We start from the raw sequence: 14852 nt of genomic DNA, 5'->3' as shown, positions 1-14852 counted from the left end.
TGCAACCTCAACCTTGGCTGAGGTCAAGCGAGGCGAGGACGCTGCGGAGACGGGGCGACATCGCGTCCGGGAGCGCGTCGACAGGCCACCAGCGGGCCTCCAGGATCTCGCCCGCGTCCAGGTCGAGCCGCCCGCCGACGACCCGCGCCGCGTAGTAGGCCTCGACCCGGTGCCGGAATCCGCCGGCGACGTGGAGCGGCGGCGCGGTGACCTCGACCTCCAGGGCCGTCTCCTCCCGGACCTCGCGCGCGACCCCGTCCTCGAGCCGCTCGCCGGCGTTGACGTATCCGCCCGGCAGCCCCCAGGCGCGGTAGGCGGGCCACAGCCGGTGCCGGAGCAGGAGGATCCTCCCCTGGTCGTCCCGGACGATCCCTCCCGCGTACACCAGGAACGTCTGATGCCGGAGCCGCGCGAGACGCCACTGCGCCCGGCCGCTCAGCCGCCTCCACACCGGCGCGGCCAGGACCCCGAGACGGGCCCGCGCGCCGAACGGGATCCTCATTTCCGCGATGCTAGCGGGCCGTGCGGGGCGGGCCGCCGCCCTGGGGAACGGGTTGTGACTCTGGCCACACCGCACCGGATCGGGGATCTTCGGTGGCCTGCCGGTTCGTCCCAGAAGAAAGCCGTGTACGCAGATCGGGGGACGATGTGACCACGACCGCCATGGACCGTGCCGGGACGGACGCCGACGCGGCGCCCGCGAGCCGGCGCGGCGCGCACGTCCGGCTGCTACGCAAGATCGGCGTCGCGGTCGCCGGAGCCGCCCTGATCGTCGCGGGCGTCGCCATGCTCGTGCTGCCCGGTCCCGGCATCGTCGCGATCCTCGCCGGACTCGGCCTCCTCGGCACCGAGTTCCCGACCGCCCGCCGCATCAGCACGAGCGTGAACGGTCACGCGCGCGCCGCGTGGCACCGGATCCGGGGCGGGGCCTCCCGCGTCGGCCGAAAGGGCTGAACTCCGGCTGCCGCCCGGCGCTCAGGATGCCTTTCCGGCGCCCTGCCCCATCCGCCGCGAATCACCGCCAGATTGGGGATTATCCCCGCATGGTCCTTCCTCTCGGGGAAGGGCCATGCTTCCTTCCGCGCCCGAGCGGCCGATCAACGGAAGGCGGCTCCGCCGGGCTGATGGGGGTGGGCGGGCTCGGCGGCGAGCAGGGAGGCGTGGTGCGGGACGGGCTCCTGGGGCCGCGGGGAAGAACGCCGGAATGGTTGTGAGGTCTTGGGGTCGACCGCCCTGAGATTTTGGCTGTTTCGGATGGCAATGGCGAATCATGCCAAACAAAGTTGATCAGTCTTGAGCTTGGCGTAATGGCGGTTCGGGTATAGGACGGAAGACACAATTCGATACGTCGCTCCGGAGTGTGCCGATGCGTCTGTCCCGCCCCTGTCTGGCCGCCTTCGGTGCGGCGACCTTCACCGCCGCCTCACTGCTCGGGTCCGGGACCGCTTCGGCGGCCGGGCCCGCCTACGTCGCCCTCGGCGACTCCTACTCGTCCGGCACGGGGGCCGGGAACTACGATCCCGGCAGCGGAACGTGCCAGCGCAGCGCCAACGCCTACCCGAACCTGTGGGCGGCGTCGCACGCCACGTCGTCGTACAAGTTCGTCGCCTGCTCCGGCGCGACGACCACGACCGTCGCCAGCGGACAGCTCGGCGCGCTCAGCTCCTCCACGACGCTCGTGAGCGTCACCGCCGGCGGCAACGACGCCGGATTCGCCGACGTCATGCAGACCTGCGTCCTTCAGTCGACCTCCTCGTGCCAGAGCAAGGTGACGCAGGCCGAGACCTACATGAAGAACACGCTTCCCGGGCAGCTCGACTCGCTGTACGGCAAGATCCGCGCGAAGTCCCCGTCGGCGCGGGTGGTGGTGCTCGGGTACCCGCGCCTCTACATCATCGTCGACTGGTGCGCCGGGCTGAGCAACACCAAGCGCACCGCGCTCAACCACGCCGCCGACACCCTCGACGGCGTGGTCTCCGCCGCCGCGGGGCGCGCCGGGTTCACGTGGTCGGACGTCCGGGACGAGTTCTCCGGGCACGAGCTGTGCTCCGGCGACGACTGGCTCAACGCGGTCACGATCCCGATCGGCTCGTCCTACCACCCGACCGCGCTGGGCCACCGGTCCGGCTACCTGCCGGCGCTGACGGGCTCGGCCAGCCTGGCCCTCCAGAAGCAGGCCTGACCGGCGAGCACCGCGATCGCGCCGGCCATCAGCAGCGCGCTCACCCACACGGGCGAGCGGTAGCCGAGGCCGGCGCCGATCGCGGTGCCGCCGAGCCACGGGCCGAGCGTTCCGCCGACGTTGAACGCCGCGGTGGCGAACCCGCCCGCCAGCGTCGGCGCCGCGGAGCCCTGTTCCAGGACCCGTGAGATCAGCGCCGGGCCCGTCCCGAACGCCAGCATCCCCTGGACGAACACCAGCACGACCACCGCCGCCGGGCTCCCGGCCGTCAGCGCGAGGACGGCCCACCCGGCGGTCAGGGACGTCATGCCCGCCGCGATGAGCGCGGCCGGATGCGCGTCGGCGATCCGTCCGCCGATGGTGACGCCCGCGAGGGACCCGGCGCCGAAGAGCGCCAGCAGCGCCGGCACCCAGGCGGAGCCGAACCCGGCGACGTTCGTGGCGAGCGGCGCGAGGTAGGTGAACGTGCAGAACGTCGCGCCCTGGAACAGCGCGTTGGCGGAGAGGGTGAGCAGCAGGCGGCCGCCGGCCAGGGCGCGCAGTTCACTGCGGGCGCTGCCCGCGGACGGGCGCTCCTCCGGGATCGCCCTGGCGATCGCGACGACGGCGGGCAGCGAGACCAGCGTGACCGCCCAGAAGGCGGCCCGCCAGCCCCACGCCCCGCCGAGCAGCGCGCCGGCCGGGACCCCGGCGACGCAGGCGACGGTGACACCGCCGACCACGACGGACGTGGCGCGGGCACGGGCGGCGGGGGGCACGAGCGCGGTCGCGGCGGCGAGCGCGACGGCCCAGAACCCGGCGTTGGCCAGGGCGGCGGCGACGCGGGTCGCCAGCAGCACCGCGTAGCTGGTGGTGAGGGCGCCGACGACGTGGACGGCGACGAAGGCGGCCAGGAAGATCAGCAGCGCGCGGCGGCGCGGCCACCGGCGGGCCAGCAGCGTCATGGACGGGGCGCCGATCACCATGCCGACGGCGAAGGCGGAGGTGAGCAGGCCGGCGGCGGGGATGGAGACCCCCAGGTCCGCGGCGATGCCCGGGACGAGCCCGGACAGCATGAATTCGGAGGTGCCCTGGGCGAAGACGGCGAGCCCGAGGACGTAGACGGCGAAAGGCAAGGGGAGACTCCCGAGACGGCGAACAGGTCGGCTGTCGTTGGGGGCTGCGCCGAGATGGCCGTCCGGCATCGGCACGGACGGCGACGGCAGAGAAAGATCCCTCGGATGCGAGGGCGAGGAAGGCAGCCCGCCTCAGGCGGCCCGCACGAAGGGGAGCCGCCCGGGAGTCAGCGTCTGTCGGACTCGGGGCTGGACATGGCCACGAGGCTAGCAGGGGTCCGGACGGACCCTGTCCAGAACATTGTTCTGGCGTGGCAGAATAATGTTCTATGAAGGAGGCCGGACGGGAGCGGATCCTGCGGGCTGCGCTGGAGCTGTTCGGGCGCGACGGGGTCGCCGGGACCACGCTGAGCGGGCTCAGGGCCGCGAGCGGGGTGAGCGTGGGCAGCTTCTACCACCACTTCTCCGGCAAGGAGCAGGTGGCGGAGGCGCTGTTCGTCGAGAGCATCGGGATGTACCAGGACGCCTTCCTCGCCGAGCTGAAGGGCCATGGCGCAGCGCGGGAGGCGGTGACCGCCGTCGTGGCCTTCCACGTGCGGTGGTGCGGGGAGCATCCCGGCCGGGCCCGGTTCATGTTCACCGAGCGCCCTGCCGGGAGCGAAGGGCTGGCCGAGCGCAACGGCGCGTTCTTCCGCGAGGTGCGCAGCTGGTGGCGCGTGCAGGCGCGGCACGGGGCGCTGCTCGACGTGGACGCGGTGACCGCTTTCGTCCTGTGGCTCGGGCCCGCGCAGGAGCTGTGCCGGCTGTGGTTGAACGGCCAGAGCCCCGAACCGGACGGCGAACAGGTCGCATTGCTGAGCGAGGCCGCATGGCGGTCGGTGGGAGGTCCCCATGGTGATTGACGCGTGGATGCAGCACGGGACGGTGCGGTTCCTGCGGCACGAGATGCTCGACTCGCTCTGGAGGTGGACCGGGCAGGAACCGCCGGCGGAGGAGATCCCGGTCGGGACCACGGTCGCGGCGATGGACGCCGGGGGAGTGGACATGGGCCTGATCAGCGCCTGGTACGGGCCCGAGGGCGCCCTCGTGAGCAACGACGAGGTCGCCTCGTTCGTCCGGCAGGCCCCCGACCGGCTCGCCGGCATCGCCTCGGTCGACCTGCGCAAGCCCATGGAGGCGGTGCGGGAGCTCAGGCGGTGCGTGGGGGAACTGGGCTTCAAGGGGCTGCGCGTGGTGCCGTGGCTGTGGGAACTGCCTCCCACCGACCGGCGGTTCTACCCCCTGTTCGCCGAATGCGTGGAACTTGGCGTCCCCTTCTGTACGCAGGTCGGTCACACGGGCCCGCTGCGCCCGAGCGAGACGGGCCGGCCGATCCCGTACGTCGACCAGGTGGCGCTCGACTTCCCCGAGCTCGTCATCGTGGGCGGGCACATCGGCTACCCGTGGACGGAGGAGATGGTCGCGGTGTGCCGCAAGCACCCGAACGTCTACATCGACACGTCCGCCTACACGGTCCGCAGGTATCCGCCGGAGCTCGTCCGGTACATGGCCCAGGACCGGCACCACAAGGTCATGTTCGGCACCAACTACCCGATGCTGACCGCCGAGCGGGCGCTCACGGGCCTGGACGACCTCGGCCTCGGCGAGGACGCGCGCGAGGCGTTCCTGTCGGGCAACGCCAGGAAGGTCTTCCGCCTGTAATTGATCTACAATGTAAAGGTCACCGCCGGAGCGTCCGGCAGGCGAGCACCCCCAGGGGAACGGGCGCCCAGAACGTGACCGCCCGGAACAGCAGGACGGCGTGCAGGGCGGGGCCCGCGGCGATGCCGAGCGCGGCGAGCGCGGCGACGAGGGCGGCCTCGGTGGAGCCGACGCCGCCGGGCGTCGGGACGGCCGAGCCCGCCGCGGCCCCCACCAGGTAGGCGGCGAGGAGCGCCAGCGCGTCGGCCGGGCCCACCGCCGTCCCGGGGACGGCGAGGACGCTGAGGGCGAACGCGACGCCGAGGACGAACGTGGTCCCCGCGGACGCGGCGAGGGTGACCGCGAGGTCGCGCGGGCGGCGGCACAGGTCGGCGAGCCCGCCCGCGGCGCTGCGGGCCGCGGTGGAGCGCACCGCGCGGCGGCCCCACAGCACGGCGGCCGGCAGCAGCACCCCGCCGGAGACGAGCAGCGGGAGCGGCGGCACGAGGTCGGCGGCCCGGGAGGCGTGGTGGCCGAGGGCGTCCAGCATCCGGTCGTTCCCGCCGTCCGGGGCCAGGACGGCGCCGAGGCCGAGGACGGCGCCCATCAGCAGCAGGTCGGCGGGGACGCCGGCCACCTGGAGGACCGCCACGGCGACGGCCGCGCGGGGCAGCGGCAGGCCGCGGCAGACGAGGTAGCGGGTGTTGACCGCCGCGGCGCCGAGGCCGCCGGGCGTGACGCGGTTGGCGGCCGACGCGGTGAGCTGCGTCATCGTCGTCCTGACCAGCGGCAGCGGGCGGCCGGCGGCGCCGCGCAGCGCGACCGCTGAGAGGACGTAGTGCAGCAGGGACAGCAGGACCAGGCCCGGCAGGAACCCCCAGCGCATGTGGCCGAGCGCCGCGAGGGCCGGCCGCAGCGGCCCGGTGGTCGCCGGCACGGCGGTGACGAGGACGGCCAGCAGGAGCCCGGCGACCGCCCAGCGGGCCCGGTGGATCCGCTGGGTGAGGGAGAGCGTCGCGGCGTCGGCGCCAAGGTCGGGGAGCTTGGCGGCCGCCGCGTGGTCGGCGCCGGCTGTGATCGTCTCCACACCTCAGTGTTCGGCTACTCGCCTGAAGCGTATGCGACCTCCGGGCCCCTTCGACAAGAACGTTGCGTGACCTGCGGGCCCCGGGCCCGCAGGTCACGGCGGTTCAGGCGGCCGGGCGGTAGCGGTTCTGCCGGGTCTGGGCGCCGATGTAGCGCAGCATGCTGCGCAGGGCCCAGTGGTTGAGGCCGGTGGGCATCATGCGGTAACCCTGCCGGTTGGCCAGGGCGAGCGCGGAGAACTGCGCCTGGTCGAGCGGGGACCAGGGGATGTCGAAGCGGTCCCGGACGACCTGCGGCAGGCAGCCGAAGGTGATCAGGCGGAGCGGGCGCTCGATGACGAGGCGTCCGGCGCGGTCGATCCGGGGGCCGCCGACGGGCAGCAGGGTGACGGTGCCGGAGCCGTGCTTGGCGATCTCCAGGGCGCGGGCGGCGGCGGGGGTGAGTTCGAGGGTCCGGGTGCAGACATGCCAGAACCTGGACTGGAAGGCGGCGTAGTCGGCGGGGACGGGGCGCATGCTGACGCCGTAGCGGGAGTACCAGGTGACGGTCTCGGCGTACATCTGCTCGTGGTCCTCGGCGGTGAGGGTGCCGGGGTGGAAGGTCTCGGCGGCCTTGAAGATCTCCCAGGTGAACGTGGCGTGCGCCCACCAGAACGTCTCGGGCTCCAGGGCGTGGTAGCGGCGGGCGTGCTCGTCCACCCCGCCGATGACGCGGTGCAGGTCGCGGATGGTGCGGGCGCGGGCGGCGCCGTCGGGGGCGAGGATCGTCGCCCAGATCTGCGGGACGGACCGGTGGATCCGGTCGAAGGGGGCGTCGAAGAACGCGGAGTGCTCGGTGACGCCGGCGCCGACGCCGGGGTGCATGAGCTGCATCAGCCCGGCGGCGGCGCCGGGGAGCAGGGAGCGCAGGTCGGCGGCGTGCCGCCAGAGAAGGGTGCCGGGGCCGAGCGGGGCGAGGGCGCCCGTGCGCGCGGGCCTGCGGGCGGCGGCGGTGACGACCGTCGGGGGCGAGGGCGGGGCGGGCATCGCACCTCCTGACCAGTGACCACTTACTTCACCGTAGCCGCTGTGAGACAGAAGTCAATCTTTGTCGCATGCCGGAGGGCGGGGCCCGGAGGGCGGCGGCCCGGCCGCCGGCCTCCGCCGCCTCTCCGAGGACCCCGTGTGACCTCCGTCGACCTGCGCGAACCCTCCTGACCCCGTGCCCTCTCGCGGGTCAGGCGGTCGCGGGCTTGTACACGGCGACGGCGCAGGCGCTGCCGAGGCCGATGTTGTGCTGGAGGGCGACGCGGGCGCCGTCCACCTGGCGGGCGCCGGCCTGGCCGCGCAGCTGCCAGGTCAGCTCGGCGCACTGGGCGAGGCCGGTGGCGCCGAGGGGGTGGCCCTTGGAGATGAGGCCGCCGGAGGGGTTGACGACCCACGTGCCGCCGTAGGTGGTGGCCTCGTCGTCGACGAGCTTGTGGCCCTCGCCGACGTCGGCCATGCCGAGCGCCTCGTAGGTGATGAGCTCGTTGGCGCTGAAGCAGTCGTGCAGCTCGATGACGTCGACGTCGTCGATGGACACCTGCGCCTCGTCCATCGCCTTCCGGGCGGCGCGCCGGGAGACGCCGAAGCCGACGACCTGGATGGAGGAGTGGTCGGCGAAGCTCTCCTGCGTGTCGCTCGCGATGTGGTGGCCGGCGATCTCGACGGCCTGGTCCCACAGGTCGTGCTCGTCGAGGAACCGCTCGCTGACGACGAGCGCGGCGCCGGCGCCGTCGGAGGTGGGGGAGCACTGCAGCTTGGTCAGCGGGTCGAAGATCATCGTGGCGTTCTTGACGTCGTCCAGGGAGTACTCGGTCTGGAACTGCGCGTAGGGGTTGTTGACCGAGTGCTTGTGGTTCTTCCAGCCGATCCAGGCGTAGTGGTCGGGGGTGGAGCCGTACTTCTCCATGTGCTCACGGCCGGCGTTGCCGAACATCTGCGGCATGGGCGCCTTGTCCAGCTCCCACTCGCGGCCCGCGGTCATGGAGCGCAGGTGGTGGTCGATGATCGTGACCTTGGACTCGCCCATGCCGGCGCCGAGCGAGCCCTTCTTCATCTTCTCCATGCCGAGCGCGAGCGCGCAGTCGGCGAGGCCGCCGCGGACGGCCTGGCGGGCGAGGAACAGCGCGCTGGACCCGGTCGCGCACGCGTTCATGACGGTCATGACCGGGATGCCCGTCATGCCGGTCTCATAGAGGGCGCGCTGGCCCATCGATCCGTACATCGAGCCGGCGTAGGCCATCTCGACGGCGTCGTAGCCGACGCCTGCGTCCTCCAGGGCGTTGCCGACGGCCTCCTTGGCCATGTCGGGGTACTCCCAGTCGCGGGAGCCGGGCTTCTCGAACTTGGTCATGCCCACGCCGACGACGAAGGTGCGGTTGGCCATCGGGCTCGCCTCCTGTTACCGAATCCTGTTCGGTCACACCATAACCCGCGGGCCGCCCGGCGGGCGGGGTCGCTCTCGATGATCGGGATGACCGGGCCGGTCAGGCCGCCATCTCCTCGGCGAGCGCGGCGGCGAACGCGTCCACGTCGTCCTCGGTGGTGTCGAAGGAGCAGACCCAGCGGACCTCGCCGGTCGCCTCGTCCCAGGTGTAGAAGGGGAACCGCTTGCGCAGCCGCTCGGCCGCGTCCTTCGGCATGAGCGCGAACACCGTGTTGGCCCGCACGTCCTGGGTGATCTCGACGCCGGGGACGGCGCGGGCGGCGCCCTCCAGGCGGCGGGCCATGGCGTTGGCGTGCGCGGCGTTGCGCAGCCACAGGTCGCCGTCCAGCAGCGCGATGAGCTGTGCCGACACGTACCGCATCTTGGACGCCAGTTGCATGCTCGACTTGCGCAGGTACGCCAGCCCCCGCACGGCGCCCGGATCGAGGACGACGATCGCCTCACCGAGCAGCAGCCCGTTCTTGGTGCCGCCGAACGACAGCACGTCCACGCCCGCGTCGGTGGTGAGGGCGCGCAGCGGCAGGCCGAGGGACGCGGCGGCGTTGGCGATGCGGGCGCCGTCCATGTGGACCGACAGGCCGCGCTCGTGCGCCGCCGCCGCGACGGCCGCCGTCTCCCGCGCGGTGTAGACGGTGCCGAGCTCGGTGCTCTGGGTGATCGACACGACGGCCGGCTCCCGCCGCTGGACGTTGCCGAAACCCGTGGCGTACCGGTCCACCAGTTCGGGGGTGAGCTTGCCGTCCGGGGCCGGAACCGTGACGAGCTTCAGCCCCGCGATCTTCTCGGACGCGCCGCACTCGTCGGTGTTGATGTGCGCCGACTCCGGGCACACCACCGCGCTCCACCGCTCCGACATCGCCTGCAGCGACACCACGTTCGCGCCCGTCCCGTTGAACACCGGGAACACCTCGGCCTGCTCGCCGAAGTGGCGCCGGACGACCTCGCGGAGCCGGCCGGTGACGGCGTCGTCGCCGTAGGCCGGCTGGTGGCCGGTGTTGACCGCGGCCAGGGCCGCGAGGACCTCCGGATGGACGCTCGCCTGGTTGTCGCTGGCGAAACCGCGCGCGGCGGACGGACGGATGTCGGACGGCTGAGTCATGCGCCCATTCTCCAGGACGCCGCCGATGTCCCCTTATGCCAGGCGGTCGGTGAGGTTCTGCACCGGGGCGGGCACGGCGTCCGGCGGCGGCTCGGCGGTGCGCAGCGCCATCCGGGCGCGCATCGCGTCCAGGTCGTCGCCGAACCTGGTGACCGTGGACTGCAGGTCCCGCCAGAGCCCGGTCCGCTGCTCCAGCGCCGCGACCTTGGCGCGCAGGTCGGCGACGCGCCGCTCGGCGGCCTCCAGCCGGGTGTGGTTGCCCGCGGTCTCGCGGCCGGTCCGGATCAGGCTGGTGGCGACCGCGGCCAGGTCGCGCTCGGTGTCGTCCATGCGCTCGTCGAGGCGCGGCAGAAGCCGGTCGTTGAGCTGCCCGACCAGCGAGTCGAGCTCGATGCGGATCGTGCGCAGTTCGGCGTCCTGGACCCGGACCGACTGCTCTAGGATCGACAGGCGCTCGACGAAGGAGGGCAGCAGCCGGAGGATCTCGGCCGACCGTTCCAGATCCCGCCCGGCTCTGACGAGGACGCCGGCGCCCTCGCGCAGATGGTGCTCCACCTCGGCGGCGGCGCGGCGGACAAGACCCGGTATCACGGTCATGGCGCTCCCTTCCGGGGCCAGTGGGTGGAATCTCCTTAAACTGTAGGCGAATCGACCGTGAACGTTTTGTGAACCGACCGGTTTATTTCGGGGTCGGCGCGCCTTTCCGGACGGGCGCTTGCCGCCGCGGGCGGGTGGACGGCGCGCTGCAGGCGCACAGGCCCTGCCGCACGATGAGCGAGGCGCGTTCGGCGGTGTAGTCCGCCCGGCTCGCGGCGGGTCGAACGCGGTGGCAGGTCAGGCAGAGCATGGGTCGTTCGTCCTCCCCGTAGCGCCGGGAGCGGGCCGTCCCGCACGCATTCCCCCCGGACGCGTGCGGGACGGCGGACCCACAGGATGGTCCTTCGACTCCCCGGCGCCGCTCACGGTAGGCGCACCCACGTTGCATGCACGTTGCGATCATCCGGTCACGGATCGTGTCGCGATCCGGCCGTGCGGGATCCGGCGAATCGGTTGCGCCGCCCCGGTGATGGATCGATGCTCGAACGGAGCCGGATTTCCCTCCGGGAGAAAGGGCTGATGGTGGTGCGCGAGCCGGTGACCGTCCGGGCGCCGATCGCCGAGTCGTGGCGGCGCTCCAAGGACGCCGACGTCGACGCGGGCATGGAGGCGGCGCCGCTGGTGTTCGATCGGGACGCCCTCGCCGACGCCCGCGGCGCCCACCCCCTCGAACCGCACCTGCCGATGCTGGATGCGCTGCTGCGGCGGGTCGCCGACGAGGCCGAGCACCTGATGGTGATCAGCGACGCCGCCGGGCACGTCCTGTGGACGCAGGGCCCGGCCTTCGCCCGCCGCGCCGCCGACGCGATCGGCCTGACCGAGGGCTTCCTCTGGTCGGAGGACGCCGTCGGAACCAACGGCATCGGCACCGCGCTCGCCTCCGGGCGGCCCGAGTACGTGTACGCCGCCGAGCACGTCGCGCACATCCTGCACTGCTGGTCGTGCGCCGGCGCGCCGATCACCGATCCCGACTCGGGACGCGTGGTGGGCTGCATCGACGTCAGCGCGACGGTGGGGGCGCTGCATCCCGCGACCGTCGCGCTCGTCGCCGCGGCGGCGCGGCTGGCCGAGGCGCGGATGGAGAACGAGATGCTGGGGCGCGACCAGCGGCTGCGCGAGCGGCTCCTGCCGCACCTGCGGGGGCTGCGCGGCACCGGCGTCCTCGCCACCGCCGCCGGCCGCATCCTCGCGGCACCGGGGGGCGGGCTGGTCGGCCGGCGCGTCGCCGTCCCCGAACCGGGCGGGACGGTCGTGCTGCCGGACGGCCGCACGGCCATCGCCGAGCCGCTGGGCGAGGCGTTCCTCCTGCGGATCCCGGGGGCGCGCGGCCGGGTCGACGAGAGCGCCCCGCCCGAGCGCGGCCTGGCGGCCAGGCCCGCGGCCGCCGGGGCGCCGCTGCTGACGCTGGCGCTGCTCGGCGACGGGCCGCACGCGCTGCTGGACGGGCGGCGCTTCGACCTGACGCTGCGGCACGCCGAGATCCTCGCGCTGCTGGCGCTGCATCCGCGGGGGCTGAGCGGCGACCGGCTCTCGCTGTACCTGTACGGCGACGAGGGCAGCGCGGCGACCGTCCGCCCCGAGATCCACCGGCTCCGCCACCAGTTCGGCGACGTCGTGCGCGCCCGCCCCTACCGGCTCGGCTGCGCGGTCGACGCCGACTTCCTCGCCGTCCGGCGGCTGCTGGACGAGGGGGACGTCGCGGGCGCCGTGCGGCTGTACGGGGGCGAGCTGCTGCCGCGCTCGGACGCGCCCGCTGTCCGCGTGGAACGCGACGAGCTGGCGGTGCGGGTCCGGCGGCAGGTGCTCGACCGGGGCGGCGCCGACGTGCTGTGGGTCTACGCGCAGACCGAGCCGGGCCGCGCGGACCTGGAGGCGCTGGAGCGGCTGCGGGGCGTCCTGCCGCCGGGGGATCCGCGGCTGGCCGCCGTGACCTCGCGCAGCGCCCGGCTCCTCAGCGGCGAGCCGTAGGCGGCGGCACCGCGGCGGTGGCGAGGTGGGCGCAGTCGTTGTAGCAGACGGGCGCGAGCCCGGTCCCGTCGTGGCGCCACCGGGTGACCGACGCGTTGGCGACGGGCTCCTTCTCGATCCGCATGACCTCCTGCTCGGTCAGCTCCTCCACCAGGTAGCGGGTCATGACGATGATCGCGTCGTGGGCGACGACCAGGGCCCGGCCGCCGGGGGCGCCGGCCTCCAGGTCGCGGTAGAAGCTGCGCAGCCGCAGCGCCAGGTCGGCCCACGACTCGCCGCCGGGCGGCCGGTGGTAGAACTTGCCGAGCTGGCGCAGCCGCTCGGCCTCGCCCGGGTACCGGGTGCGGACGCCGCGGGGGGTGAGCCCCTGCAGGACGCCCTGCTCGCGGTCGCGGATCCGCTCGTCCACCCGGATCCGCGGGACGGCGAAGGAGGTCTCGGCGAGCGCGATCCTCGCGGTGTCGTGGGCGCGCACGTAGGGAGAGGTGATCACCGTCGTGGGCCGCTCGTCCTCGGGGAGCGCCTCCAGCCACCGGCCGAGCGCCGCCGCCTGCGCCCGGCCGGTGTCCGACAGCGGGACGTCGGCGTCCCGCTCGGGGATGTCGACCTCCTCGGCGTCGGTGCCGAGGACGGCCTGGTAGGCGAGATTGCCGGTGCTCTCACCGTGCCGGGTCAGGGTCAGCCATCGCAGCGCGTTCACGCCCGCCATGCTGCCATGCCCCGCCGCTTCCCGGCCCCGCGCCGGGGGGCGCCGTGCCCTGCCCGGCGGCGGCGTCGCGGTTGCTCTACAGCCGGTAGTACTCTTTGGTGCCGTGACGAACGTGCTGTCCACCACGACCATCGTGGTGGCGCTCCTGGCCGCCGGCTACGCCCTGGTGACGGCGCTGCGCGGCCGGGCGATGGGCGCCGGCGACCTCGCCGCGTTCGGCGTCCTGGAGGTGCTGCTGGTCGCGCAGGCCGTGGTCGCCTTCGTCAGGCTCTCCGGCGGCGAGGGCCCGGACGGCCCCGCCACCTTCGTCGGCTACCTGCTGGGATCGCTGCTGGTCCCCGTCGCCGGTGCCGGGTGGGGGCTGCTGGAGCGCACCCGGTGGGGCCCCACCGTGCTCGTCGTGGCCGGGGTGGCCGTCGCCGTCATGATCGTGCGGATGAACCAGCTGTGGAGCGGCACCGGTGCCTGACCCCGAACACGAGCCCGTCCGCGAGACCGAGCCCGTCCGCGAGGACCCGCCCGCCCCCGAGACCGCGGTCCGGGGGCCGCTGACCCGCGCGGACGACGGCGCCCGCGCCGGCGCCGAGGCCCGCACGGGCGACGGTGCCCGCCCCGGCGCCACCGCCGGCGGGCCGGGACGGCTGCTGGTCGCCGTCTACGCGATCTTCGCGCTCGCGGCCGGCGCGCGGGCGGGCGTGCAGATCGCCACCCGCTTCTCCGACGCGCCCGTCGCCTACCTGCTGTCGGCGTTCGCCGCCGCCGTCTACGTCCTGGCGACGGTGGCCCTGGCCCGGGGCGGCCGGACCTCGTTCCGGATCGCAGTCGCCGCCTGCGCGACGGAGCTGGCGGGCGTGCTCGCCGTGGGCACGCTCAGCATCGCCGACCGCGCCGCGTTCCCCGACGAGACCGTCTGGTCCGTGTACGGACGCGGCTACGGGTTCGTGCCCCTGGTCCTGCCCGTGGTGGGCCTGCTGTGGCTGCGCCGCACCGCCCGCAGAGGTGGCGGAACCCCCGCGGGCGGTGGGCGCCCTGTGAGCGGCGGCGTGTGAGCCCTCCGGCCACAGGTGTCTGTCGGTCATGCCGTCCTCCTGCGAGGGGGCGGGTCACACCGCGGCATGGGCCGAGCCGTGGGATCCGACGGGGAGGGCGCGCACGGCGGCCCGCGTGATCGCCTCGATCTCCTCGGCGGAGCGGTCGGCGGTCGGGTTGCGGCGCATCCAGCGGATCAGCTTCAGCGGCGGCGCGAACACGATGCCGTCGGCGGTGAACGGCGTGCGGGCGAGCTTGCCGCCGTGCACGGCCAGCACCGGCGTCACCGTCACCGGCGTCCCGGCGGCGCGGGAGATCGCCGCGGCGGCGGCCTCGGCCCGCGCGGTCAGCCCGGCGACGAGTTTGGACTGCGTCCGGCCGTCGATGAACAGACGGCCGCCGTGCTGGGACACCTCGGCCCCGGGCGACCACGCCTCGTTGTGCACGAGCCACACGCCGCCGGGCCCGACCACCAGTGCGTCGGCGATCCCGTGCTCGGGGACCGTCCGGGCGTGCAGCACGCGGTGCCCGCGCCGCTCCAGCGTGTAGCGGAGGAAGCGGTTCATGCGCTGCTCGCCGCGCAGCCCGAGCCGCCACACCCGCGACGCGCTGTAAATGCGCCAATGGACGAGCGTGTCCGCGGCCGCCACCACAACGGCCATCACGACTCCGAAAACGGCGTTGACGAGCAGCCCGCACAGCACGAGCGTCGCCGCCGCCAGAAAGGCGCGTGTCCGCAATCGCCCTTTTCGGCCCCGCTGCCAGAGTTCCTCGTACACCGCCTGCGGCGAGCCGCCCGTGAAAGCGGGGCGGTCCCTGAGGTAGATGGAGCTGCCGAACATGTCCGTCCTCCCAGCACCTGCGGCGACGCCACCAGTATGGGGACGCTCCGGCATTCCCGCCACACTTTGCGAGGTGACTTAAATCAAACTCCCGCGCCACTTCTTGGGCCTGGGGCATTGCTCACCTGCCCGTTCG

The 14852-nt window shown here is 73.8% G+C and carries 16 protein-coding genes; 7 read left to right on the top strand and 9 right to left on the bottom strand.

Going from position 1 to position 14852, the window contains the following annotated elements; all coding sequences use genetic code 11:
• Positions 1-7: 7 nt before the first annotated feature.
• Entirely contained in the window at positions 8-502 is a 495-nt protein-coding gene (locus AB0H37_RS14045; protein WP_329088736.1) for an NUDIX domain-containing protein, read from the bottom strand.
• A 146-nt stretch (positions 503-648) separates the two neighbouring features.
• Here AB0H37_RS14045 and AB0H37_RS14040 point away from each other — a divergent pair, with 146 nt between their 5' ends.
• Together AB0H37_RS14040 and AB0H37_RS14035 are read left to right on the top strand one after the other, a co-directional pair.
• Entirely contained in the window at positions 649-954 is a 306-nt protein-coding gene (locus AB0H37_RS14040) for a PGPGW domain-containing protein (protein ID WP_360612838.1), read from the top strand.
• 412 nt (positions 955-1366) lie between these two features.
• The gene (locus tag AB0H37_RS14035; protein ID WP_329088740.1) at positions 1367-2182 is read left to right on the top strand and encodes an SGNH/GDSL hydrolase family protein; all 816 of its coding nucleotides are present in this window, start codon (positions 1367-1369) and stop codon (positions 2180-2182) included.
• Here the strand turns inward: AB0H37_RS14035 and AB0H37_RS14030 are convergent.
• On the bottom strand, positions 2128-3297 hold the full coding sequence (locus AB0H37_RS14030) for a Cmx/CmrA family chloramphenicol efflux MFS transporter (RefSeq protein WP_360612836.1): 1170 nt from the start codon (positions 3295-3297) through the stop codon (positions 2128-2130). The genes AB0H37_RS14035 and AB0H37_RS14030 overlap by 55 nt on opposite strands.
• Positions 3298-3566: 269 nt before the next feature.
• On the opposite strand from AB0H37_RS14030, the gene AB0H37_RS14025 reads away from it, so the two are divergent.
• Positions 3567-4139 (top strand): TetR/AcrR family transcriptional regulator, encoded by a 573-nt coding sequence (locus AB0H37_RS14025; RefSeq protein ID WP_179835958.1) that lies wholly within the window; start codon positions 3567-3569, stop codon positions 4137-4139.
• Complete coding sequence (locus AB0H37_RS14020; RefSeq protein ID WP_360612833.1) at positions 4129-4938, top strand: amidohydrolase family protein; 810 nt, start codon at positions 4129-4131, stop codon at positions 4936-4938. The genes AB0H37_RS14025 and AB0H37_RS14020 overlap by 11 nt, the downstream gene beginning before the upstream one ends.
• A gap of 19 nt (positions 4939-4957) precedes the next feature.
• Here AB0H37_RS14020 and AB0H37_RS14015 read toward each other — a convergent pair whose 3' ends face one another.
• The 5 genes from AB0H37_RS14015 to AB0H37_RS13995 form a co-directional block, all read right to left on the bottom strand.
• Positions 4958-6004, bottom strand: coding sequence for a lysylphosphatidylglycerol synthase domain-containing protein (locus AB0H37_RS14015; protein WP_360612831.1), 1047 nt, complete (start codon positions 6002-6004; stop codon positions 4958-4960).
• Positions 6005-6107: 103 nt separating this feature from the next.
• Complete coding sequence (locus AB0H37_RS14010) at positions 6108-7028, bottom strand: oxygenase MpaB family protein (protein ID WP_360612829.1); 921 nt, start codon at positions 7026-7028, stop codon at positions 6108-6110.
• A 190-nt stretch (positions 7029-7218) separates the two neighbouring features.
• Entirely contained in the window at positions 7219-8412 is a 1194-nt protein-coding gene (locus AB0H37_RS14005; RefSeq protein ID WP_360612827.1) for a beta-ketoacyl synthase N-terminal-like domain-containing protein, read from the bottom strand.
• Positions 8413-8512: 100 nt separating this feature from the next.
• Positions 8513-9571 (bottom strand): low specificity L-threonine aldolase, encoded by a 1059-nt coding sequence (locus AB0H37_RS14000; protein ID WP_329088754.1) that lies wholly within the window; start codon positions 9569-9571, stop codon positions 8513-8515.
• Between the two features lie 33 nt (positions 9572-9604).
• Positions 9605-10168 carry a hypothetical protein gene (locus AB0H37_RS13995; RefSeq protein ID WP_329088756.1) on the bottom strand — a complete coding sequence of 188 codons (564 nt, stop codon included), beginning with the start codon at positions 10166-10168 and terminating at the stop codon, positions 9605-9607.
• A 519-nt stretch (positions 10169-10687) separates the two neighbouring features.
• Here AB0H37_RS13995 and AB0H37_RS13990 point away from each other — a divergent pair.
• Positions 10688-12136: a GAF domain-containing protein gene (locus tag AB0H37_RS13990; RefSeq protein ID WP_360612824.1), complete on the top strand. Its 1449-nt coding sequence runs from the start codon at positions 10688-10690 to the stop codon at positions 12134-12136.
• Here AB0H37_RS13990 and AB0H37_RS13985 read toward each other — a convergent pair.
• Positions 12120-12845, bottom strand: a complete 726-nt coding sequence (locus AB0H37_RS13985) for a histidine phosphatase family protein (RefSeq protein ID WP_360612822.1) — start codon at positions 12843-12845, stop codon at positions 12120-12122. The genes AB0H37_RS13990 and AB0H37_RS13985 overlap by 17 nt on opposite strands.
• Positions 12846-12948: 103 nt before the next feature.
• On the opposite strand from AB0H37_RS13985, the gene AB0H37_RS13980 reads away from it, so the two are divergent.
• Both AB0H37_RS13980 and AB0H37_RS13975 read left to right on the top strand, forming a co-directional pair.
• The gene (locus AB0H37_RS13980; RefSeq protein ID WP_179835949.1) at positions 12949-13314 is read left to right on the top strand and encodes a hypothetical protein; all 366 of its coding nucleotides are present in this window, start codon (positions 12949-12951) and stop codon (positions 13312-13314) included.
• Positions 13315-13486: 172 nt separating this feature from the next.
• Positions 13487-13894 carry a hypothetical protein gene (locus tag AB0H37_RS13975; protein WP_179838855.1) on the top strand — a complete coding sequence of 136 codons (408 nt, stop codon included), beginning with the start codon at positions 13487-13489 and terminating at the stop codon, positions 13892-13894.
• Between the two features lie 54 nt (positions 13895-13948).
• Here the strand turns inward: AB0H37_RS13975 and AB0H37_RS13970 are convergent, their stop codons facing one another.
• Entirely contained in the window at positions 13949-14716 is a 768-nt protein-coding gene (locus AB0H37_RS13970) for a nuclease-related domain-containing protein (protein ID WP_360612819.1), read from the bottom strand.
• Between the last annotated feature and the right edge of the window lie 136 nt (positions 14717-14852).

Source organism: Actinomadura sp. NPDC023710 (genome assembly GCF_040639875.1).
Classification (GTDB): Bacteria; Actinomycetota; Actinomycetes; order Streptosporangiales; family Streptosporangiaceae; genus Spirillospora; species Spirillospora citrea.
The sequence above is the reverse complement of the archived record's forward strand: the minus strand, read 5'-3'. Positions and strand labels throughout refer to the sequence as shown.

Coding starts and splice junctions, on each gene's coding strand:
- AB0H37_RS14000 (WP_329088754.1), bottom strand. CDS start 9,571: ATGACTCAGCCGTCCGACATCCGTCCGTCCGCCGCGCGCGGTTTCGCC.
- AB0H37_RS13985 (WP_360612822.1), bottom strand. CDS start 12,845: ATGGCGGGCGTGAACGCGCTGCGATGGCTGACCCTGACCCGGCACGGT.
- AB0H37_RS14025 (WP_179835958.1), top strand. CDS start 3,567: ATGAAGGAGGCCGGACGGGAGCGGATCCTGCGGGCTGCGCTGGAGCTG.
- AB0H37_RS14035 (WP_329088740.1), top strand. CDS start 1,367: ATGCGTCTGTCCCGCCCCTGTCTGGCCGCCTTCGGTGCGGCGACCTTC.
- AB0H37_RS13970 (WP_360612819.1), bottom strand. CDS start 14,716: ATGTTCGGCAGCTCCATCTACCTCAGGGACCGCCCCGCTTTCACGGGC.
- AB0H37_RS13995 (WP_329088756.1), bottom strand. CDS start 10,168: ATGACCGTGATACCGGGTCTTGTCCGCCGCGCCGCCGCCGAGGTGGAG.
- AB0H37_RS14010 (WP_360612829.1), bottom strand. CDS start 7,028: ATGCCCGCCCCGCCCTCGCCCCCGACGGTCGTCACCGCCGCCGCCCGC.
- AB0H37_RS14005 (WP_360612827.1), bottom strand. CDS start 8,412: ATGGCCAACCGCACCTTCGTCGTCGGCGTGGGCATGACCAAGTTCGAG.
- AB0H37_RS14045 (WP_329088736.1), bottom strand. CDS start 502: ATGAGGATCCCGTTCGGCGCGCGGGCCCGTCTCGGGGTCCTGGCCGCG.
- AB0H37_RS14020 (WP_360612833.1), top strand. CDS start 4,129: ATGGTGATTGACGCGTGGATGCAGCACGGGACGGTGCGGTTCCTGCGG.
- AB0H37_RS13990 (WP_360612824.1), top strand. CDS start 10,688: ATGGTGGTGCGCGAGCCGGTGACCGTCCGGGCGCCGATCGCCGAGTCG.